The organism is Aeromicrobium sp. S22 (genome assembly GCF_009661045.1).
Lineage (GTDB): Bacteria > Actinomycetota > Actinomycetes > Propionibacteriales > Nocardioidaceae > Aeromicrobium > Aeromicrobium yanjiei.
In genome coordinates this window covers 810,879-831,654 of the sequence record NZ_WJWV01000001.1, presented here as the reverse complement: position 1 = coordinate 831,654, position 20,776 = coordinate 810,879, and the positions used below count along the sequence as shown (strand labels likewise).

The 20,776-nt window shown below is 70.5% G+C and carries 16 protein-coding genes; 2 read left to right on the top strand and 14 right to left on the bottom strand.

The genetic code is table 11. The features are described from left to right. Positions 1-16: 16 nt before the first annotated feature. Positions 17-790: a sigma-70 family RNA polymerase sigma factor gene (locus tag GEV27_RS04170; RefSeq protein WP_153933514.1), complete on the bottom strand. Its 774-nt coding sequence runs from the start codon at positions 788-790 to the stop codon at positions 17-19. Positions 791-1,097: 307 nt separating this feature from the next. Between GEV27_RS04170 and GEV27_RS04165 the strand changes: the two genes are divergently transcribed. Further along, positions 1,098-2,393 (top strand): Wzz/FepE/Etk N-terminal domain-containing protein, encoded by a 1,296-nt coding sequence (locus tag GEV27_RS04165; protein ID WP_153654140.1) that lies wholly within the window; start codon positions 1,098-1,100, stop codon positions 2,391-2,393. Between the two features lie 21 nt (positions 2,394-2,414). On the opposite strand, the gene GEV27_RS04160 is transcribed toward GEV27_RS04165, so the two are convergent. The 10 genes from GEV27_RS04160 to GEV27_RS04115 form a co-directional block, all read right to left on the bottom strand. Further along, complete coding sequence (locus GEV27_RS04160; protein ID WP_153654141.1) at positions 2,415-3,911, bottom strand: polysaccharide biosynthesis C-terminal domain-containing protein; 1,497 nt, start codon at positions 3,909-3,911, stop codon at positions 2,415-2,417. Beyond that, on the bottom strand, positions 3,904-5,190 hold the full coding sequence (locus GEV27_RS04155; protein ID WP_153910111.1) for an O-antigen ligase: 1,287 nt from the start codon (positions 5,188-5,190) through the stop codon (positions 3,904-3,906). The genes GEV27_RS04160 and GEV27_RS04155 overlap by 8 nt, the downstream gene beginning before the upstream one ends. After that, a complete protein-coding gene (locus GEV27_RS04150) occupies positions 5,190-5,930 on the bottom strand; it encodes a CDP-alcohol phosphatidyltransferase family protein (RefSeq protein ID WP_309222020.1) in 741 nt (246 codons plus the stop codon). Before GEV27_RS04150 ends, GEV27_RS04155 begins: the two co-directional genes overlap by 1 nt. After that, positions 5,927-9,346, bottom strand: coding sequence for a fibrinogen-like YCDxxxxGGGW domain-containing protein (locus GEV27_RS04145; protein WP_153933513.1), 3,420 nt, complete (start codon positions 9,344-9,346; stop codon positions 5,927-5,929). The genes GEV27_RS04150 and GEV27_RS04145 overlap by 4 nt, the downstream gene beginning before the upstream one ends. Positions 9,347-9,466: 120 nt before the next feature. Next, positions 9,467-9,874 carry a DUF779 domain-containing protein gene (locus GEV27_RS04140; RefSeq protein WP_153654147.1) on the bottom strand — a complete coding sequence of 136 codons (408 nt, stop codon included), beginning with the start codon at positions 9,872-9,874 and terminating at the stop codon, positions 9,467-9,469. Next, a complete protein-coding gene (locus GEV27_RS04135) occupies positions 9,874-11,397 on the bottom strand; it encodes an aldehyde dehydrogenase family protein (RefSeq protein ID WP_153654148.1) in 1,524 nt (507 codons plus the stop codon). The genes GEV27_RS04140 and GEV27_RS04135 overlap by 1 nt, the downstream gene beginning before the upstream one ends. An 85-nt stretch (positions 11,398-11,482) precedes the next feature. Further along, positions 11,483-12,769: a GAF domain-containing protein gene (locus tag GEV27_RS04130; RefSeq protein WP_153933512.1), complete on the bottom strand. Its 1,287-nt coding sequence runs from the start codon at positions 12,767-12,769 to the stop codon at positions 11,483-11,485. A gap of 67 nt (positions 12,770-12,836) precedes the next feature. Continuing rightward, positions 12,837-13,562: a hypothetical protein gene (locus tag GEV27_RS04125; RefSeq protein WP_309222019.1), complete on the bottom strand. Its 726-nt coding sequence runs from the start codon at positions 13,560-13,562 to the stop codon at positions 12,837-12,839. Between the two features lie 51 nt (positions 13,563-13,613). Beyond that, the gene (locus tag GEV27_RS04120) at positions 13,614-14,432 is read right to left on the bottom strand and encodes an ABC transporter permease (protein ID WP_153933511.1); all 819 of its coding nucleotides are present in this window, start codon (positions 14,430-14,432) and stop codon (positions 13,614-13,616) included. Continuing rightward, complete coding sequence (locus GEV27_RS04115; RefSeq protein WP_153654154.1) at positions 14,429-15,346, bottom strand: ATP-binding cassette domain-containing protein; 918 nt, start codon at positions 15,344-15,346, stop codon at positions 14,429-14,431. The genes GEV27_RS04120 and GEV27_RS04115 overlap by 4 nt, the downstream gene beginning before the upstream one ends. Before the next feature lie 42 nt (positions 15,347-15,388). Between GEV27_RS04115 and kynA the strand changes: the two genes are divergently transcribed. Beyond that, on the top strand, positions 15,389-16,225 hold the full coding sequence (kynA, locus tag GEV27_RS04110) for a tryptophan 2,3-dioxygenase (RefSeq protein ID WP_153933510.1): 837 nt from the start codon (positions 15,389-15,391) through the stop codon (positions 16,223-16,225). Between the two features lie 15 nt (positions 16,226-16,240). Here kynA and GEV27_RS04105 read toward each other — a convergent pair whose 3' ends face one another. The 3 genes from GEV27_RS04105 to GEV27_RS04095 all read right to left on the bottom strand — a co-directional run bounded on the left by GEV27_RS04105 (position 16,241) and on the right by GEV27_RS04095 (position 20,711). Further along, positions 16,241-17,443, bottom strand: coding sequence for an MFS transporter (locus tag GEV27_RS04105; RefSeq protein ID WP_309222018.1), 1,203 nt, complete (start codon positions 17,441-17,443; stop codon positions 16,241-16,243). A 75-nt stretch (positions 17,444-17,518) separates the two neighbouring features. Beyond that, entirely contained in the window at positions 17,519-18,400 is an 882-nt protein-coding gene (locus GEV27_RS04100; RefSeq protein WP_153933509.1) for a hypothetical protein, read from the bottom strand. 97 nt (positions 18,401-18,497) lie between these two features. Next, on the bottom strand, positions 18,498-20,711 hold the full coding sequence (locus tag GEV27_RS04095; protein WP_153910106.1) for an NADP-dependent isocitrate dehydrogenase: 2,214 nt from the start codon (positions 20,709-20,711) through the stop codon (positions 18,498-18,500). Positions 20,712-20,776: the final 65 nt, after the last annotated feature.

Sequence of the window (20,776 nt, the reverse complement as noted above, 5' to 3'; positions counted from 1 at the left end):
GAATTCGCGAGCCGGCTCAGGAGGACGGTGGCGCGGCGACCTCCTGGTCGACCTCCTGCAGGTCCAGGTAGATCGACATGCACTCGCGGCAGACCGCGAGGTGGCCGTGGACCTTCTCCTGGTCACGCGCGGACGCGGTACGGCGCACGAACGCCGAGAGCTTGGCCCGCACGTCCCGGCACGAACGGCTGTCCTCCGGCGCGGCGGACTTCACGTGCTGCTGCAGGTACGCCTCGCGCAGACCGTTGCGTGCGCGGTAGACCAGGGCCGAGACGCCGTTGGGCGACAGGTCGAGCAAGGACACGAGCTCGTGCGGCTTGCGCCCGTCGACATCGAGGTGCCACAGCACCGTGCGCCACCGAGGGGGCAGCGACTCGTAGGCCGCGCGGATCGCGGCACGCTCGAAGCCGTCGAGCTGGCCGTCGCCGAAGGGCACGGGCTGATCGATCTTGGCGACGTCGTCGGTGGGCGTGACCCGTTTGCGCGCCTTCGCCCGCCGGGCCGACTCATGCCGGATCGTGGTGAACAGATAGGCCCGGAACGCGGTCTCGGGGCCCTTGCCCCGCCGCACGAGGTCGAGCACTCGGGCGAACGACTCCGCGACGACGTCCTCGGCGTCCTCGTACTGCCCCAGATTTCGGGCCAGGCGGTGCGCGGCGTAGCTGTAGCGCGTGAAGAGGGCGGCATAGGCCTCTGCGTGGCCGTCACGAGCCTGCGCCAGCAGCACTCCGTCGTCGACCTCGACGGATCTGTCGGCGCCAGGCACGTTGACCAAGTCAACGTCCTGCATGGTGTCCCCTGGATTTTTGTCGATCGAACCTCGTGAGAGATTCCCCTGGATCAGCTACCGCTTGTCACGGCAATCGGAAGCATGGCACGCGTCCCGGGGTTCGTCCATAGCTCGAACGGCCCCTGTTCCCGGTGATTTCACCCGTCAGCCCTGGGCAAAACCGACTACCCGGGCACCACGGGACGCCAATGGTTTTCCGGACCGTCGCGGAAGAAAAATCTTGTACGCGCGTCATGTCCGGGTGGTGCCCCGCTCTCTTGGAGTAGAGCCCCGAACAGGGGAACCGTGACCTCAAGGACGAATTCAGATGGCCTCCGCCCAGCAACCTGTGCAGCTGACCGACCTCGTCGGTTCGCTCAAGCGGCACTGGTCCGTCGTCGCCGTCGTGGCGATCGTCGGCCTCATCCTCGGAGTGCTCGCCTCCTTCGCGATCCCGCCGACGTACGACGCCACCACGACGGTGTCGGTCAACCCCATGGACGCCGATCCGCTCAGCTCGGGTGCCGACGCCTCCAAGTCGGTCAGCATGGCGACGGAGGCCGGCATCGTCACGTCGAGCAAGGTCGCCAAGGCCGCGGCCGCACTGCTTCGTCCCACCTATGACCTCAGCACCGAGCAGGTCCGCAGTGCGACGTCCACCGACTCCCCCGAGGGCTCGCTGATCCTTCGCATCCACTTCTCCGGCGACACCGCGAAGCAGGCCGCCGCCGGCGCGGACGCGGTCGCGGAGGCCTATCTGACGCTGCGCCGTGACGAGGCCGCAGGCCAGGTCGACCGCCTCGTCAAGGCCGCGAACACGCAGCTGCGCAAGATCCGCATCGACTCCAACACCGACGCGTACGCGAGCCGGCTCGCCCAGCAGTCCCTGCGCATCCAGGCCGACGCCCTGGGCGAGAGGATCGCCCAGATGAGCTCATTCGACCTGGTCCCCGGGCAGGTCGTCGGCGTCGCCGACGTCCCGTCGAGCCCGTCCAGCCCCGGCCCGGTCCCGCTGGGCGCGGCGGGCCTGTTCCTCGGCCTGCTGGTCGGCATCCCGATCGCCCTGTTCCGCAAGGAGGAGGAGGACTCCGAGATCGGCGGCGTCGACCGGTTGCACGCGCTCGGCGACCAGATCGTCCTCGACGGCACCAAGGACAGCAACCGCGCCGACACGTGGGACATCGCGGCGTTCATGCTGAAGATCCCGACCACGATCGGGGCCGACGGCCCGTTCATCATCATGGTGGACGCCGAGGACGACAACGGGCGCTCGCTCACCCCGGGCGAGGAGCTCGTGGACGCCCTGGCGCGCCGCGGCCGCGCCGCCCGCTTCGTCGACGCCGGTGCGATCAACGAGGGCAAGATCAGCCGCGGCTGGCCGACCGAGAAGAAGCGTCAGTCCTGGGCCGGCGAGATCGTCGTGATCGACACGACCCGCATGACCTCCGACGCCAACAAGGTCGCCCTGGCCACCCGCTCGGACTCGGTCCTGCTGGCCCGCGCCACGACGGACGACGCAGCGGCGCTGCGCAGGCTCGCGGGGCTGCTCTCGTCCAAGGGCGTCGACATCGCCCTGGCGGCGCTGTTCCCGCCCCGCACCGAGATGCTCGCCCTCAGCCGCTGACGCCGCCGCCCGCCGCTCGTCTCACCGCGAGCGGTGGGCGACCAGGTCGACGAGGCCCAGCCGGTGCCGCAGCGGGAAGCTGATCCCGAGGTAGACCGCGGCCACGACCACGACCGTGCCGAGCATGACCGGCACGGACGATCCGAGGACCAGGCGCGCCGCGAGGCACAGGGACCCCGTGAGCGCGAGCGAGAGCGCTGCGGCGACCAGGAGCGGTCTCCCCTGCGGGCGCAGGTCCATCAGGTGCTGCACCTGGTACACCACGACGGCGGTGTCCACGAGGATCGTGACGGCCCAGGCGACGGCCGCCCCCTCGATTCCCCACATCGGCACCAGGACCAGGTTGAGGGCGACGTTGAGCGCCAGCGCGCCGGACTTGTCGGCGAGCTGCCACGTGCTGCGACCGCCCATCAGCAAGATGGTCTGCACGGTCCCCGCGGCCGTGGCCAGGCCCATCGCGACCGCGAGCGTCGCCAAGGCGGGCCACCCTGCGTCGAAGCCGGGTCCGAACAGCGAGAGCACGGCATCGCCGAACACCGCCAGCACCACGAAGAACGGCCACGCGAGCCAGATCATCGCGGAGGTCACCAGGCCGTAGATCTCCCGGGCCTCGTGGACCGCGCCTCGCGCGAGCGCCGCGCTGATCTGCGGTCCCACCGCGATGCGGGCCGCCTGCTGGATCACCTCGCCGGCGCGGGCGCACCGGGTCACCACCGCGTACACCCCCGCCTCCTCAGCCGAGGTGAGCACGCCGACGATGAGGACGTCGACCCACTCGAGCAGGATCTCGACCGCGGCCGTCACGCCACGGGTCGCGCTGAACGTCCAGAACTCGCCGGACGCCCGCCGCAGCTCGGCGGGGCGGGCCGGGCGCCCCCGGACGGTTCCCGCGTGACGCCGCAGCATCATGACCGCGACCAGCGTCGCGAGCACGAGGACGACCGGCACCGGGGCCATCCAGGCCGTCAGCACCGCAGCGACACCCCCGCCCGCCGAGACCACCGCGAAGACGGCACCCAGGCGCAGGAACGGCAGGGCGATGTTCTGCAGCAAGGGGTACGTCAGCACGTCGCCGAGACCGCGGGACACCGACAGCATCACCGCGATCAGCGACGACAGCACCGCGAGCGCTGCGGCACCCACCACGAAGCGCGACGAGAGACCGTCGAACGCTCCCGGGTACGTGCGGACCGTCGCCGCCGCGACCGCCACGACGAGGACACCCCCCAGCACGACCGGACGCAGCGCGGTTCGCACCAGGTGGGGCACGTCCGCCGACCTCCCGGTGGCGCGCGCGGCCGAGACGAACCGCACCAGACCGGTGTCAGCCCCGAGCTCGGCGACGTTGGAGACGATCATGAAGACCGCGACGACCAGGAAGTAGGTGCCCGCGCCCTCCGTGCCGAGCTCACGTCCCACGACGGCCGCGAGCAGCAGGCCCACGACCGAGCCCGCGGCGCCGCCCACCAGGTTGACCGCCCCGGCCCACGCGATGCCGCGGGTGCCGGGCTCAGCCACCGGGGCGGGACGGGTCGAGGCCGTAGCGCCGGCGCAGGAGCACGGCGGCCACGAGCATCACGGTCAGCAGCTGCATGATGTCCATGCCGTAGACGAGGATGATCACGCTGGCGACCACGAGCACGCTGTGCAGCACCAGGTCGATGTCGCCGGGAGCGCGCCACGTGCGAGCGGCGGTGCCCCACAGGAAGACCAGGAACAGTGCGAGCCCGACGAAGCCGAAGCTGAACATCAGCATCCACACATAGCCCTGGGTGCCGAGCGAGATGCCCGGCTCCGCGGAGGGCCGCGGCGCCCCGTAGCCGAGCAGGGGCGACTGCAACGTGCGGCGGAACGTCTCCTCGTAGAGGCCGAACCGGGTCCCGTTGGAGTCGCCGTACTCCTGCCGGGTGTGGATCTGGGTCAGCAGGCCGTTGGCGACGAGCACCACCGCCGCCCCGATGCCGAGCACCGCGATCGTGATGACCGGCGCCGCCCGGTTGCGCACCGCCATGCGGATCACCACGTAGACGGCCGCCAGGACGAGCCCCGCGAACATCCCCCGGTTGGAGGTGCTGAGCGCAGGTGCCAGCATCCCGCACATCCCGGCCACGATGCCCGCCCGCAGCAGGATCGACCGGGTCTGCAGGAAGCACGCCACCGCGACGGGCGTGAGCAGGACGATCGCGACCCCCCAGCTGTTCGCGTACGGGAAGGGTGCGGACGGCCGGATGAAGTCGGTCGGCGAGCCGAAGGGCGACTGGATCTCCGCGAACGGCGGGAAGAACAGGTCATGGACGTACTCGTTGCTCGTCAGCGACGACGGCAGCAGCAGGCCCACCGGGGTCGACAGGCGCACCGTGGGGAACGCGAGCCCGGCCAGACCGCCGACGACCGTGAAGAACCAGACGAACGTCAGCGCATCGACGATCCTGCGGCGGCTCAGCCGGCTGCCGGCCGCGATCGTGTAGACGAACGCGGTCCCGACGATCACGAGGATCGAGAACCGGTAGGCGTATCCGAGCAGCCGGGACGTTCCCTCGACCATCACCGCGCAGGGCACGACCCACACCACGAACGCCGTGAAGGCGTGGACGCCGGGGACGAACCGGGTGGCTGCGTAGTGCGCGAGGTACGACAGCATCACGACGGTCAGCAGGACACCCGTGATGACGGTCGCCCCGAGCAGCCAGAAGACCGGGAACCCCCACAGCAGTGCGAGGACCGGCCAGCCCGGCAGGGCCTCGGCCGGCGAGTCGACGACGAGGTCCGGCTCCCGGACGCGGGCCACGGTGGCCATCAGGCCCCGCGGGCGAGCGATGCGAGCTCGCGACGGCGACGGACGCAGGTCGCGGCCAGCAGCAGCGCGTTGAGCGCCGCGAACACGCCGTAGGCCCACAGGAACGGGGTCGTCCAGGCCCACAGCACCACGACCAGGTTGAGCAGGCCGGTGTCGGCCGGCGCCTGGATCCACACGCCGAACCGGGGCACCGACTCAGGACCTGCCACGGGGTCCCTGCGCGCGAGCTGCTCGGCCAGGATCTGCGCGAAGAACCGCACGGTCGAGACCAGGGCGAACACGAGCGGCACGAGCAGCACCGCGTCGGAGACGTCCGTGAAGCGATGGAGCCCGATCAGCACCGCGAGGTGGAAGAGCAGGTGCCGGGCCGAGTCGACGACGTGGTCGAGCCATTCCCCTGCGGGCGATCCCGTGCCGCGCAGCCGTGCGAGCTGGCCGTCGGCGGAGTCGAGTGCAAAGCCGAGCTGCAGCAGCAGCATCGAGGCGACCGCCATCGTCGGGCCCGGCTCGACCCCGACCAGGAGGCCGGCCCCGGCCAGGAATGCGAGGAAGCTGGCCGCCGTCATGTGATCGGGCGTGGCCCGGGTCTGGGCGGCGCCCGCCGCGATGAGCCGGCCCAGCCGGCGGTTGACCACCCGCATGTACCAGGGGACCCCGGCCCCGCTCTTCTGCGCGCGGGACAGCGCGGCGTACGCGGCCCGCACCCCCGTCGACTCGGTCAGCCCGGGCGCCGTGCTCACGAGGTCGCCACGAGCGAGAGGTCCATGCTGGCGCTCGGGGTCGCCCGATAGTTCGAGTGCACCTCGACCGCGATGCTGTTGGCGCCGTCCTTCAGGACGCTGACCGGCACGTCGATCGTCACCGGGGCGGCCAGCGCCGACGCGGTCGACACCGCCGTCGTGGCATACGTCGTGCGCGTCAGCGCGCCGACGGGCAGGTTGGACCGCCCCACCTCGACGCCGTTGACGTGGATCGCGACTCCGTCGTCCGCGCGGGTCACCAGCGTGAGCTTCTTGACCGCGGACGCGTCGGGCACCGCGAACGAGCGCCGGTAGTACGACGTGAGCGCCCGCGTGCCCCCGGCGGCGACGTCGATGTTCGTCATGATCGGACCCGACGTGCCCCAGCCGAGGGGGGCCGCGCCGGTCCGCCACCCGCTCGTGGCCGCCTCGGACGTCGTCCAGCCCGCCGGGACCGTGGCCGCGTTGTCGAAGAGGTACGACCACGTCGACCCGGCCGGGACGAGAGGTGTCGACGTCGCCTCCGTGCCCGGCGCCTGGTTGCCCGCCTCGGCGACGAGCGACATGTCCATGCTCGAGCTCGGCGTCGACTTGTACATCGAGTGGACCTCGACGCCGATCGTGTTGGAGCCCGTACGCAGTGCCGACACCGGGACCGTGAAGGTGACCGGATTGGCCACGGCGGTCGCGGTCGACGGCGCGGACAGGGCGTACGTGCTCGCGCTGAGTGCGCCGGCCGGGAGGTTCGACCGTCCCACCTCGACACCGTTGACGTGGACCGCGACGGCGTCGTCGGCCCGCGTCGTGAGCGTGACGGTCCCGAAGGTGCTGCCCGGCGCGATCGTGAACTTCTTGCGGTAGTAGGACGTCACGGGGCGGGTCTGGCCCGCGGGGACGTCGACGTTGGTCGCGAGCGGACCCGTGCCCCAGCCCAGGGGTGCGGCTCCCGTGCTCCATGCGGAGTCGTCGAAGAACGACCGGTTCCAGTCGCTGCCGACCGCGCTCGGGTCGACGCGGTAGGCCCACGTGGAGCCCGTGGGCACCAGGGTCGTGGTGACGGGTGCGACCGCCGCGGAGACGACCGCGGTGGACGCCGAGCGGTTTCCCCAGCTGTCCGCGGCCCGGACCGCGTAGCGATCGGCCTCGATCGCGCCCGGGACCGTGACGCGCGTGGAGGTGCTGGTCGCCACGACCCGGTCGTTGCGCAGCACCTCGTACGTGACGCCGGACGTCGAGCTCGCGCTCCAGCTCACGGTCGCGGAGCTGCCGCTGCGCGCCACCGTGAGCCCACCCGGCCGGCCGGGCGCGGTGCTCGGCCTCGGGGCGTAGCGCACGAAGCCGCCGATCCACTGGTTGGCGCCGTTCTCCTTGACCGACGACGTGATCGAGCCGCCGGCCCAGAGCGTGCCGTCGCTCGCGACCTTCAGCGCCCAGGCGCCGAGACCGTTGCGCGCGCGCATCTCGGGTGTGAACTCCATCGCGAAGTCACCGGTCTGCTCGTCCCACGCGCCCACGTAGTAGGTCTTGTCTGCCTGCGTCCAGGTGATGTTGGTCGAGCCGGGGCTCGTGGTGTCGTACGCCGCGGTGTCCGAGTAGTTCCAGTGCTCGCAGTGGCACCCGCCGTAGACGACCCCGTTGCCGCCCGTGATGGCCTGCAGATCACCACCTGCCTTGGTGATGTGGGTGTTCTCCAGCGCGAAGGTCGAGGTGTCGTAGGAGAACATGCTGTGCTGGGAGCCGCCCAGCCAGACCTTGCTGCCGACCTGCTGCACCGCCTGCTGGTAGCGGGCCGAGCCCTTGGTGCTGAACGTGGGCTGCCAGGCGGCGGTCCTGTTGCCGCCCGCCGCGGTGCTGATCGCGGCGGCCCGGTCCGCAGGCTGGGCGCCGTCCTTCATCGTGGTGAAGTAGCCCGCGAAGTAGACCGTCGACTTGTCGTCGCTGACGTCCAGCGCCGTCCCGGTGCCGTTGAAACCGGGGTTCCAGCCGTTGTCCGCGGTGCCGGTCGACAGGGCGATGCGGCCGCCGTTCTTGGCGTAGCGCTCCGTCGTCCCGGCCTTGATGAAGTGCGTGAACGCACCGGTGAGGTAGAGGTAGGTGCCGTCGGTGTCGAGGCCACGCACCGACACCTTGCCACCCGACATGCGGTTCTCCAGGTTGGTCGCCCACGAGGTGTCGAGCGCACCCGTCGTGGGGTTCAGGACGACGAGGCCGCTGCGGGCCGTGCCCGCGACCTGCGTGAACTCCCCGCCGACCGCGAGCCTGCCGTCCGGCAGCGCGGCGAGCGACTTGACCATGCTGTTGAGCCGAGGGGTGAACGACCTGATGAACTCCCCCGTCTTGACGTCGAAGGCGGCGAGGTACGGCTGGGCCACGCGGTCGTTCCCGGTCGCCGTGGCCCCCTTGAGGACGGTCGTGAAGTTGCCGCCGACGTACATCGTGCCGCCGATCTGGGCGAACGCCTGCACCTCGGTCGCGTTCTCGGTCGTGCCGCCGTTGCCCAGACCCGTGACGCCCCACGTCGTGGTGAGCGAGCCGTTCTTGGGGACCGCGCGGATGGTCTGTGCGGGCGTGCCCGCGGCGGGGATCTCGGTGAACGTCAGGTCGCTGCTGCGCAGCTTGGGCCGGATGAAGACCTGGCTGAACGGCGTGCCGTACGCGCCGCCGGACGCCTTGGAGTAGATGTAGCTGCCGGCCGCGGTCGAGCCGATGCCGTTCTGGCCGAAGCTGAAGCCGCGCACGTAGCCGTTCCTGGCGTTCTCGTGCGTCCACAGCCGCTTGTAGGCCGTGTCGGCGCCGAACTCGTACGTCGTGGTGTTGGAGATGGACGAGCCACCGATCGTGACCGTCGCGAGGGGGAAACCGGCCCCCAGCGCCCAGCTCCACCTGTCGCGGGAGCCGGCCCGGTACGACCATCGCGTCTCCTGCCAGCTGGTGCCGTCCTGGTTGACCGCGCGGCGGACCCGCACCCCGCTGCCGTATGCGGGGTCGTCGAACCGTTTGCCGCCGAGCAGCCCGTTGATGACGGTCGAGTCGAGCTGACGGGGGGCGAAGGCGGCCTGGCCCGTGACCGTGCCGGCGACCTCGGCCGGGGTGCCCTTGCCGTTGTAGTTGTAGGTCCAGTTCTCGCGGCCGCGGCCGATGAGCGCCCAGCCACCGCCGTCCGTGCTCTGGTCGCAGTAGATCTGCGTCGGGACCTGCAGCTGCGGGGTGAGGATCCAGTAGACGCCGTCCGGTGCAGCACTGTCGAGCTGCTTGACCTCCCAGCACGAGGCCGCGGCGGTCGAGGGCGACAGACCGTCGACCGGGGTCGCGGCCCCGGCCGGGGAGCTGAGACCGGCGAGGCCGGACACGACCAGCACCGGCAGGAGGGCAGCCAGCAGGGCCGCACGGAGGGGGCGGTGGGAGAACGCGCTCACGGTGGATCCTCGGGATGTCGGAACCGGGCGCGACGAGACACCGCACCCTTCTACGAGGAAAGAGTCACCACACGCCCCATCATGACGTCGTGCCGGCACCCGATTGCCGGAACGCCGGGGTCATCGGGCTGGTTCGGCGGCGAGCAGCCGGGCCTCCTCCTCGGTGAAGATGCGCGAGCGGATGATGAACCGGTTGCCCGTGGGGCCCTCGATCGAGAACCCCGCGCCCCGTCCCGGCACGACGTCGATCGTGATGTGGGTGTGGGACCAGTACGCGAACTGCTCGCGCGAGATCCACACCGGCGCGACCTCGGGCGCCCCGTACTCCAGGTCCCCGAGATGGACGTCCTGGTGGCCGGTGAGGAACGTGCCCTCGGTGAAGCACATGGGGGCCGACCCGTCGCAGCACCCGCCGGACTGGTGGAACATCAGCGGCTTGTCGTGCGAGGCCCGAAGGCCGCGGAGCAGCTCCGCAGCCTTCGGGGTCAGCGCGACCCGCTCGACCGATGAGGGGTCGAGCGGAGACATCAGAAGAAGCCCAGCTTGTTCTCGTCGTACGAGACCAGCAGGTTCTTGGTCTGCTGGTAGTGATCGAGCATCATCTTGTGGTTCTCACGCCCGATGCCCGAGGACTTGTAGCCGCCGAACGCCGCATGGGCCGGGTACTGGTGGTAGCAGTTCGTCCACACGCGGCCGGCCTGGATGTCGCGCCCCGCCTTGTACGCGGTGTTGGAGTCGCGGGACCAGACCCCGGCGCCGAGCCCGTAGAGCGAGTCGTTGGCGATGTCGATCGCCTCGGCGTAGTCCTCGAAGCCGGTGACCGAGACGACCGGGCCGAAGATCTCCTCCTGGAACACGCGCATCTTGTTGTGCCCCTGGAAGATCGTCGGCGCGACGTAGTAGCCACCCGACAGGTCGCCGCCGAGGTCCACGCGCTCACCGCCGGTGATGACGCGGGCGCCCTCCTGCACCCCGATGTCGAAGTACGACAGGATCTTCTCCAGCTGGTCGTTGCTGGCCTGCGCTCCGAGCATCGTCTCGGTGTCGAGCGGATTGCCCTGCTTGATCGCCTTGACCCGCTCGGTGGCGGCCGGCAGGAACTGCTCGAGGATCGAGTTCTGGATCAGGCCACGGCTCGGGCACGTGCAGACCTCGCCCTGGTTGAGGGCGAACATCGCGAACCCCTCGAGGGCCTTGTCGTAGAACGCGTCGTCCTTGCTCGCGACGTCCTCGAAGAAGATGTTGGGGCTCTTGCCTCCGAGCTCGAGCGTCGCCGGGATGAGGTTCTGGCTCGCGTACTGCGCGATGAGGCGGCCCGTCGTGGTCTCGCCCGTGAAGGCGATCTTGCGGATGCGCGAGCTCGAGGCGAGCGGTGCACCGGCCTCGACCCCGAAGCCGTTGACGATGTTGACGACACCGGCCGGCAGCAGGTCACCGATCAGCTCGATCAGCAGCATGATCGACGCGGGGGTCTGCTCGGCAGGCTTGAGCACGACCGCATTGCCCGCGGCCAGTGCCGGGGCTAGCTTCCAGGTCGCCATGAGCAGTGGGAAGTTCCACGGGATGATCTGGCCGACCACGCCGAGCGGCTCGTGGAAGTGGTACGCGACCGTCTGCTCGTCGAGCTGCGACAGCGCACCCTCCTGGGCGCGGATCGCCCCGGCGAAGTAGCGGAAGTGGTCGACCACGAGCGGCAGATCGGCCGCCATCGTCTCGCGGACGGGCTTGCCGTTGTCCCACGTCTCGCCGACCGCGAGCATCTCCAGGTTCTGCTCGATGCGATCGGCGATCTGGTTGAGGATCGCGGAGCGCTCGGTGACGGACGTCTTGCCCCACGCGGGCGCAGCGGCGTGAGCCGCGTCGAGCGCCGCCTCGATGTCCTCGGCCGTGCCGCGGGCGACCTCGGTGAAGACCTTGCCGTTGACCGGCGACACGTTCTCGAAGTACTGGCCCTTGACCGGGGCGACGTACTCGCCGCCGATCCAGTGGTCGTAGCGCGACTTGTAGGAGACGACGCTTCCTTCGGCTCCTGGCTGGGCGTACACGGTCATGCGTAACTCCTTGGCTCGGGGATCGTGACGCTAGTCACAGCCCCGTTGCAGCGCCGTTGCAGCAGCCTGGGATGTCGACGGGCCGTCAGCCGAGCTCGTCGTCGAGCCTCGCCACGTGGCCCGCGACCTGCGCACCGCGCGGCGACGTGGGCGGCAGGATCGACAGGACCCGTTCCCAGATCTCGAAGTCGTCGCGCCCGTGATCGGTGTCGGCGAACGACAGCAGCGCGTCGGCGTCGTCGGAGGCGAGCAGGCACGACCTGACGCGCATGTGCAGCTCGTCGCGCAGCCGCTCGACCCCCGGCGCCGTGGACGCGGGCAGCACCGGCCCGCGGTAGCGCGCGACGGCGCGGCGCAGGCGACCGGCCGCCAGGTCGTCCCTGACCTGCGCGACGTCGGTGACGATGCCGCCGTCGACGCGGTAGGGCCGCGACAGCAGGCCGACGGGTCCCAGCACACCGCGGAGCCGGGACAGCTCCGCCCGGACCGTCACGGGCGCCTGGTCGTCATCGTTGAGGGCGACGGCGAGCTCGGCGGTGGTCAGCCCGTCCTGCGAGTCCGCGAGCAGCAGGATGATCTCGCTGTGCCGCAGGCTCAGTCGCGTCGTCGTGGTGTCGTGGCGCAGGGTCGCTCCGTGGACTCCCAGCACCTCGAGGGCCGGGGCCGGCCGCCCGTGCCTCGTGACGGACGTACGCCGCGGTGGGCTCAGCCGCTCGATCCGCAGCTCGGCCTCGACCGCTGCGACCGTCGCACGGACGAGCGACAGGCTCTGGGGCGACACGACCTCGACGCCGCCGGTGAGGTCGAGGACGCCGAGGATCGCACCGGTGTCGGGGTCGTGGATCGGCGCCGCCGAGCAGCTCCACGGGGTGACCTGCCGCGCGAGGTGCTCGGGGCCGAAGATCTGCACCGGCCGGTCGAGGGCCAGCGCCGTCCCGGGGGCGTTGGTGCCGACGCTCGACTCGCTCCAGTCCGCGCCGGGCAGGAAGTGCATGGCCTCGGCCCTTCCCCTGAGGGCCGCATCTCCCTCGACCCACAACAGCTGCCCCGCGGCGTCGCTCACCGCGACCAGGAGACCTGCGTCCGCGGCGCTCTCGACCAGGAGCTCGCGGATCACCGGCATGCCCGCAGCGAGCGGGTGGGAGTCGCGGATGCTCGCGAGCGCGGCGTCGTCGAGGCGGATGGCCGCGAGCACCTGCTCGGGGTCGAGCCCGTTGCGGACGCTGCGACGCCACGACTCGAGCACCAGACCGCGAAGGGCGGGATCGCCTCGGCCCGACGCCACGAACGTGTCGTGCGCGGCGTTGAGATACCTCGACAGGGTGACCGGGTCGGCTCCCGGTGGCATCGCGAGGTCGTTGGTCCGACCCATCCTCGGAGTCTACGTCTCGACGTGACCTGCGTCACGCCGATCGCCGTGCCGGCCTCCCGAGCCGGGATCAGGGCAGGTCGTCGAGGCTCCAGTCGACGTCCTCGCGGACGATCCGCGCGGGCGAGCCCGCCGCGACCGTGTGCGGTGGCACCTTCTGGCCACGCACCATGCTCCGCATCCCGACGACCGCCCCGTCGCCGATCTCGACGTGGCCGGTCACGACCGCGTCGCGGCACAGCCACACGTGCCGGCCGAGGCGGATGTGTGCCCCGTACGGATTGATCCGCTCGCCCGTCCGGCGGTCCTCGAGGCGGTGCATGTCGTCGGTCGCGATGTACACGTCGGCGGCCCAGAGCTGATCGGGCTCCGCGACGATGCTCCCGCCGTTGCGGGCGTCCACGATCGCGCTGCGCGTCGCGACGAGCGGGCCGTGCAGGACGATCTGCGAGCCCGCTCCGCAGTAGAGCTCCCCCGCCGTGAGCGCGCACCCGCGCCCGATGAAGACCGTCGCGCCGTCGCCGCCGACGAGCAGCGAGGTGAGCCACTCCAGGTGCGAGCCGACCGCGACCAGCACGTCCCGCACGGGGAACAACTGCAGCGACGCCAGGACGTGGTCGGGCAGCGAGGCGCCGTCAGCCAGGTAGAGGGCGTTGCCGCAGTCGTGCCACCAGTCGGGCATCGTGTCGGTCACGAGGTGCCAGGTCGTCCCGTCGAGGGCCGGGGCGTCGGCGCCGGCCGCCCGCAGGCGGTCTCGGTGCTCGACGGACAGGGTCGGGCGGGGGCTCAGGTCCACCGCGACATCATCGCGTCCGCCGCGGTCCACCCGGACGTCGGGGCGGCGCGCTCAGGCGTCGCGCCGCACGAACAGCGTGTACGCGAGAGCGATCAGGGCGGCCACGAACACCCCCATGACGATCCCTCCACCGAGCGCGCCGAACGGCTCGGCACCGAGGGCGCGCTGCACGAAGTCGTCGACCGACGACTGGACGTACATCTGGCTGCCGGCGTCGTACGGGAGGTACTTGAGGATCGCGGTGATGCCTCCCGAGCCGCGCGGATCGGCCGAGTTGGTCTTGATGATGACCACGATGCTCTGGACGATGAACTCCAGCAGGCTCGGCACCAGCATCAGCAGGGCGACCGCCGCGGTCTGGTTGCGCACGATCGCGGCGTACGCCAGGCCCGACAGCGCGAACAGCGCGGTGTACAGCACGATCCCGGCGCTCGTCTCGACGAAGGCCCCACTGCTGGGCATGTCGAGCCCGTAGACCGCGATGCACAGCAGCCCGATCAGCACGCACAGCACCGCCGTCACCGCGGCGATCACGGCGGTCGAGATCACCTTGGCCCAGAACACGTGCGTGCGGTTCGGGATCGCCGTGAGGGTTGCGCGGATCATGCCGTGCCGGTACTCGTGACCGGTCGAGAACACCCCCAGCAGGCCCACGACGTACGCCATCAGCAGCGGGGCACCGGTCGAGCCGCCGATCGTCGCCAGCACCTGGAAGGTCTCGTCACCGCCGGCGAACGACGTGGAGCGGTCGAGCGACCAGGCGATCAGCACCGCGAAGACCACCTGCAGCGCGAGTGCGATGCCGATCAGCCAGTACGTCGACCGGATCGTCCGCAGGCGCACGTACTCATAGCGCAGGGCGTCCATCATGACGGCTCCCCCTGGGTCCCGCGGAACTCCTCGGACAGGCCGGTGGCCTCGAGGAATGCCTCCTCGAGCGTCGCCTGCCGGGTCGTGAGCTGGTGGACGCGTGCACCCACGGCCTGCGCCGCATCGCCGACCTGCTCGGCCGAGACGCCCCGGACCACGAGATCGTCCCCCTCGGGGGCGATCGTGGCGCCCAACGCGTCCAGGGCCGGGCGCAGCAGCGCTGCGTCGGGCGTCCGCACCGTCACCGAGCCGAGGCGGCTGTGCGACACGAAGTCCTGCACCGGGCCGTTCGCGAGCATCCGGCCCCGCCCGATCACGACCAGCTGGTCGGCCAGCATCCCCATCTCCTGCAGCAGGTGGCTGGACACGAACACCGAGCGGCCCTCGGCGGCGAGCGACTGGAGCAGGTGGCGCAGCCAGGTGATGCCCTGCGGGTCCAGCCCGTTGCTCGGCTCGTCCAGGATCAGGGTGTCCGGATCGCCGAGCAGCGCCGCTGCGATGCCCAGCCGTTGCCCCATCCCGAGGCTGAACTTGCCCGGCTTGCCGCGGGTGACGCCGGTCAGGCCGACCATCTCGATCACCTCGTCGACCCGGCTGTCGGGGATCCGGTTGGGCGCCGCGAGCATCCGCAGGTGGTTGCGCGCCGATCGGGTGGGATGGAACGGCTTGGCCTCCAGCAGCGTACCGACGTGCCGCATCGGGTGGTCCAGCTCGCCGAAGGTCAGGCCGTCGTACGTCGTGGTCCCCTCACCCCGGTCCAGCCCCAGCATGAGCCGCATCGTGGTGGACTTGCCCGAGCCGTTCGGCCCGAGGAATCCGGTGACGCTGCCGGGCCGCACCGTGAACGACAGGTCGTGCACCGCCCGGTTGCTCCCGTACGCCTTGCCGAGCGAGCGTGCCTCGATGAGTGCCATCCGCTCACCCTGCCACGAACCGGCACCGCCTACCGTTCAGACATGGACCCCACATTTCGACCCATCGAGGACGAGGTCACCACCGACCTCCGCGGCGAGATGACCTACGCCGGCTATCTCCAGCTGCCGACCCTGCTGTCGGCCCAGCGTCCCGTCTCGGACCACCACGACGAGATGCTGTTCATCGTCCAGCACCAGGTGACCGAGCTGTGGCTCAAGCAGCTGATCCACGAGCTGCGCTCCGCGATCGCCCTGCTGGCGGAGGACGAGCTGTCCCCCGCGCTCAAGCGGCTGGCACGCGTCAAGGCGATCCAGCGCCAGATGTTCGAGCAGTGGTCGGTGCTCGAGACGCTGACCCCCGTGGAGTACGTGCAGTTCCGCGACTCGCTCGGCAAGGCGTCGGGGTTCCAGTCACCCCAGTACCGCACCGTCGAGTTCCTGCTCGGCAACAAGAACCCGCAGATGATCGACGTCTTCGCGCACGATCCCGAGCTGCGCGCCGGGCTGCAGGCGGACCTGGAGTCGCCGAGCCTCTACGACGCGTTCCTGCACTATCTCCGGCGCCACGGCCACGACGTGCCGCCCACCGTCCTCGACCGGGACCTCACCCAGCCGTACGCCGCGGACCCGGGCGTCGTCGAGGTGTTCCGCCGGGTCTACGCCGACCCGCAGGCCCACTGGGACGCGTACGAGATGTGCGAGGAGCTGGTCGACGTCGAGGAGAGCTTCCAGCTCTGGCGGTTCCGCCACCTCAAGACCGTCGAGCGCATCATCGGGTTCAAGCGCGGCACCGGTGGGTCGTCCGGCGTCCACTTCCTGCAGAAGGCGCTCGAGCTCACGTTCTTCCCCGAGCTCCGCGACGTCCGCACCCACCTCTGACCCGCGGGTGGCCTCCTACGCGGGGACGGGGACGGGCTCGGAGCGGCGCTGGTAGCGCAGGCCGACGATGAAGATCGCCAGGCCCAAGGTGGCCAGCACCACGCCGACGAGGCTGGTCGCACGATAGCCGTGGCCCGCCTCGATGATGACCGAGCCGAAGAACGCTCCGAGGCCGTTCGCGATGTTGAGCGAGGAGTGGTTCAGCGCGGCGCCGAGCATCTGCGCCTCCCCTGCGGCGTCCATCAGCCGGATCTGCAGGTTGATCGCGACGATCGAGCCTAGTGCGCCGACGGCGAAGACCAGCACGAGCGCCGGCACGACCTGCGCCGCGGCGAAGTAGAACGCGACCAGGACCAGCGGTGTGGCGATGAACCCGGCCAGGACCGAACGCTCGACGTCCCAGTCGGCCAGCAGGCCCGCAGCCCAGGAGCCGACCACCGAGCCGAGGCCGAAGGCGAGCGTGAAGACGGCGATCCACCCGGCGTCGAGATCGGCGACCTTGGTGACGATCGGCGCGATGTAGCTGTACATCGCGAACAGGCCACCGAAGCCGACCATGCCGGCCGCGACCGCGAACAGCACCTGGGGCTGCTTGAGGGCCGAGAGCTCTCCGCGCACGGAGGCGCCGGTGTTGGCCGGCGAGTGCGGGACGAACACGAAGATCATGAGGGCGGCAGCGGCCGCGATGCCGAGCACGGCCCAGTACGCGCTGCGCCACCCCAGCGACTGGCCGAGGAGCGTGCTCGCAGGCACACCCGCCACGGTCGCGACCGACAGCCCGAGCATCACCGAGCTGACGGCGCGTCCCCGCATCTCAGGACGTACGAGGGAGGCTGCGAGCAGCGAGGCGACGCCGAAGTAGGCGCCGTGCGGCAGGCCCGCGACGAATCGCGCCGCCATGACGGGCAGGTAGCCGCTGGCCAGCGCGGTGATCGCGTTGCCGAGACCGAGCGCGAGGATCAGCCCGATCGCGAGCCCCTTCTTGGGCAGGCGCGCGCCGAGGGAGACGATGATCGGCGCGCCGATCACGACACCGAACGCGTACGCCGTGATGAGGTGACCGGTCTCGGCGTTGGTGCGCTGGATGCCGTCGGCGATCTCCTCCAGCAGCCCCATCGTCATGAACTCGGTCGTGCCGATGGCGAATCCGCCCATGGCGAGGGCGATCAGGGCCAGCGACACGTGCCGCGTGCGCAGAGGGGTCTCGAGAACAGTCACACTCCAGTGCAAGCCGTCCCGGCGCCGAGGTGTTCCCCGGTCGACCTGCGTGTCACGTCACACTCGCGGGCGGCGTCAACTCACCTTGGTGCTCGCGCTGACCGCAGCGACGGACGCGAATCCCTTCTTGGTGCCGGTGACCCGCACGGACACCCGCTTGCGCCGGTCCTTCTTGGTCAGCTTGTAGGTCGACTTGGTCGCCCCCGAGATCGGCTTGCCGTTGCGCAGCCAGCGGAACGTCGTGTAGCGGTAGCCCGCACCGCTCCAGGCCCCGCGGCTCTTGATCTTGACCTTCTTGCCCACCTTGAACGTGCCCGAGACCGTGGGCCGGCTCCCGGCGTACGCGGGGATCCGCAGCGCGGCCGTGCTCGTCTCCAGCTCAGGTGCATCGTCCTTGACCGAGGTCGTCCGGAACGCGATCGAGCGTCCGGCGTCCTCGGTGGTCAGCAGGTACGTCTGCCCGGACGCCCCGAGGATGTCGAGCCCGTCGCGGGTCCACGACGAGATGACCGAGGCGCCCTCCGTGCCGGGGCTCGTGAACGTGGCCGTCAGGGTGCGCTTGACCGCGGCCGTGCCGCTGACCCTGACACCGGGTGCGGCGAGCCCGCGCTTCGTCGCCACGATCTCGTTGGACCGCAGCGGCTCGCGGCTCTCGTCGTACGGTCGGACCAGGACGCTCAGGCGCTGTCCGACGTCCTCGGGCGTGACCGTGTGCTCCGGGCCGGTGTCGCCGGGGCCGGGAACCTGCTCACCGTCCCACAACCAGACGTACGTGTAGCCGCCCGAGTCACCCTCGAGCGAGCCGAGGCTCTTGATCGTGAGCGTCTCGCCCACGCGTCCGGTGCCCGAGATGACGGGCGCCACCAGCGCCCCCTCGGCGTCCGCCGAGGATCTCGGCAGCACGAGGCCGGCCGCCGCGAGGGCCAGGACGGACAGCGCGAGGAGGAGCTTCTTCATGGGACACCTTCTGCTCGTGAGGTGTCCGGGACGGCTCGCAGACACCGTCCCGGACACTCACGAAGAGTCCGTGCCCCTCACTTCATGACGCGGAACGTCAGCTGAGCGTGGCCAGCACCTCGAGCAGCGTGCCCGAGGGACGCATGACCGCCTTCACCTTGGTCTCGTCGGGGCGGTAGTAGCCGCCGATGTCGGCCGGGGAGCCCTGCACCGCGAGGAGCTCGTCGACGATCTTCTGCTCGTTGCTGACGAGCGCGTCGGCGACCTCGGTGAACGCGGCCGCGAGGTCGGCGTCCTCGGTCTGGCTGCTCAGCTCCTTGGCCCAGTAGAGCGCCAGGTAGAAGTGGCTTCCACGGTTGTCGATCGTGCCCAGCTTGCGTCCCGGCGACTTGTTCTCGTCGAGGAACGTGCCGGTGGCCCGGTCGAGGGTGTCGGCCAGGATCTGCGCCCGGGCGTTGCCGGTCGTGGTCGCCATGTGCTCGAAGCTCGAGGCCAGGGCCAGGAACTCGCCCAGGCTGTCCCAGCGCAGGTAGTTCTCCTTCACGAGCTGCTGCACGTGCTTGGGAGCCGAGCCGCCGGCGCCGGTCTCGAACAGTCCGCCGCCGTTGATGAGCGGGACGATCGAGAGCATCTTGGCGCTCGTGCCCAGCTCGAGGATCGGGAACAGGTCCGTGTTGTAGTCACGCAGCACGTTGCCGGTCACCGAGATCGTGTCCTCACCCTTGCGGATGCGGTCGATCGAGTACTGGGTCGCCTCGACCGGGGACATGATCTCGATCGTCAGGCCGTCGGTGTCGTGCTCGGCCAGGTACGTCCGCACCTTCTCGATGAGGTTGGCGTCGTGGGCGCGCGACGGGTCGAGCCAGAACACCGCGGGGGTGTCGGACGCCCGGGCGCGCGTCACGGCGAGCTTGACCCAGTCGCGGATCGGGACGTCCTTGGTCTGGCACGCACGCCACACGTCGCCGGGCTCGACCGCGTGCTCGATCAGCACCGTGCCGTCGGCGGCGACGACCTGGACCGTGCCGGTCTCCGCGATCTCGAACGTCTTGTCGTGGCTGCCGTACTCCTCGGCCGCCTGCGCCATGAGGCCCACGTTGGGCACCGAGCCCATGGTCGTCGGGTCGTACGCGCCGTTGGCGCGGCAGTCGTCGATCACGGTCTGGTAGACGCCCGCGTACGAGCTGTCGGGGATCACCGCGAGGGTGTCGGCCTCGTTGCCGTCGGGGCCCCACATGTGGCCCGACGTGCGGATCATGGCCGGCATGGACGCATCGACGATGACATCGCTCGGGACGTGCAGGTTGGTGATGCCCTTGTCGGAGTCGACCATCGCCAGCGGGGGGCCGTCCGCGAGTCCCTGCTCGAACGCGGCCTTGATCTCGGCGCCGTTGGGGAGCTTGTCGAGGCCGGCCAGGATGCCGCCGAGGCCGTTGCTCGGGCTGAGGCCCGCGGCCTGGAGGTCGGCGCCGTACTGCTCGAAGACCGCCGGGAAGAACGCCTTGACGACGTGGCCGAAGATGATCGGGTCCGAGACCTTCATCATCGTGGCCTTGAGGTGCACCGAGAACAGGACACCCTCCTCCTTGGCCCGGGCGACCTGCGCGGCGAGGAACGCGTCGAGGGCGGCCGCGCGCATGACCGTGCCGTCGACGATCTCGCCCGCGAGGACGGGGAAGGCGTCCTTCAGCGTCGTCGTGGTGCCGTCGGCGCCCACGTGCTGGATCGACACGGTCGTGTCGGCGTCGATGACGACCGACTTCTCGTTGGAGCGGAAGTCGTCCGCGCCCATCGTGGCGACGTTGGTCTTGGAGTCGCTGCTCCACGCACCCATCGAGTGCGGGTGCTTGCGGGCGTAGTTCTTGACCGACGCGGGTGCGCGGCGATCGGAGTTGCCCTCGCGCAGGACCGGGTTGACCGCACTTCCCTTGACCTTGTCGTAGCGCGCGCGGACGTCCCGGTCCTCGTCGGTCTGCGGGTCGTCCGGGTAGTCGGGCAGGTCGTAGCCCTGCGACTGGAGCTCGGCGATGGCCGCCTTGAGCTGCGGCACCGAGGCACTGATGTTGGGCAGCTTGATGATGTTGGCCTCGGGCGTCTTGGCCAGCTCGCCCAGCTCGGCCAGCGCGTCACCGATCTGCTGCTCGGGGCTCAGGCGGTCGCCGAACAGGGCGATGATGCGCCCGGCCAGCGAGATGTCGCGGGTCTCGACCTCGACCCCGGCGGTCGAGGCGTAGGCCTCGACGATGGGGAGGAACGAGTAGGTGGCGAGGAGCGGGGCCTCGTCGGTGTGGGTGTAGATGATCGTGGCCATGAGAGCGGTGTCTCCTCCAGAGTGGGACGCCAGGAAAGTTGTTTGACATCAAGATATCTCACTCG

Coding starts and splice junctions, on each gene's coding strand:
- GEV27_RS04170 (WP_153933514.1), bottom strand. CDS start 790: ATGCAGGACGTTGACTTGGTCAACGTGCCTGGCGCCGACAGATCCGTC.
- GEV27_RS04100 (WP_153933509.1), bottom strand. CDS start 18,400: ATGAAGAAGCTCCTCCTCGCGCTGTCCGTCCTGGCCCTCGCGGCGGCC.
- kynA (WP_153933510.1), top strand. CDS start 15,389: ATGGACCCCACATTTCGACCCATCGAGGACGAGGTCACCACCGACCTC.
- GEV27_RS04135 (WP_153654148.1), bottom strand. CDS start 11,397: ATGACCGTGTACGCCCAGCCAGGAGCCGAAGGAAGCGTCGTCTCCTAC.
- GEV27_RS04155 (WP_153910111.1), bottom strand. CDS start 5,190: ATGGCCACCGTGGCCCGCGTCCGGGAGCCGGACCTCGTCGTCGACTCG.
- GEV27_RS04165 (WP_153654140.1), top strand. CDS start 1,098: ATGGCCTCCGCCCAGCAACCTGTGCAGCTGACCGACCTCGTCGGTTCG.
- GEV27_RS04095 (WP_153910106.1), bottom strand. CDS start 20,711: ATGGCCACGATCATCTACACCCACACCGACGAGGCCCCGCTCCTCGCC.
- GEV27_RS04140 (WP_153654147.1), bottom strand. CDS start 9,874: ATGTCTCCGCTCGACCCCTCATCGGTCGAGCGGGTCGCGCTGACCCCG.
- GEV27_RS04115 (WP_153654154.1), bottom strand. CDS start 15,346: ATGGCACTCATCGAGGCACGCTCGCTCGGCAAGGCGTACGGGAGCAAC.
- GEV27_RS04130 (WP_153933512.1), bottom strand. CDS start 12,769: ATGGGTCGGACCAACGACCTCGCGATGCCACCGGGAGCCGACCCGGTC.
- GEV27_RS04120 (WP_153933511.1), bottom strand. CDS start 14,432: ATGATGGACGCCCTGCGCTATGAGTACGTGCGCCTGCGGACGATCCGG.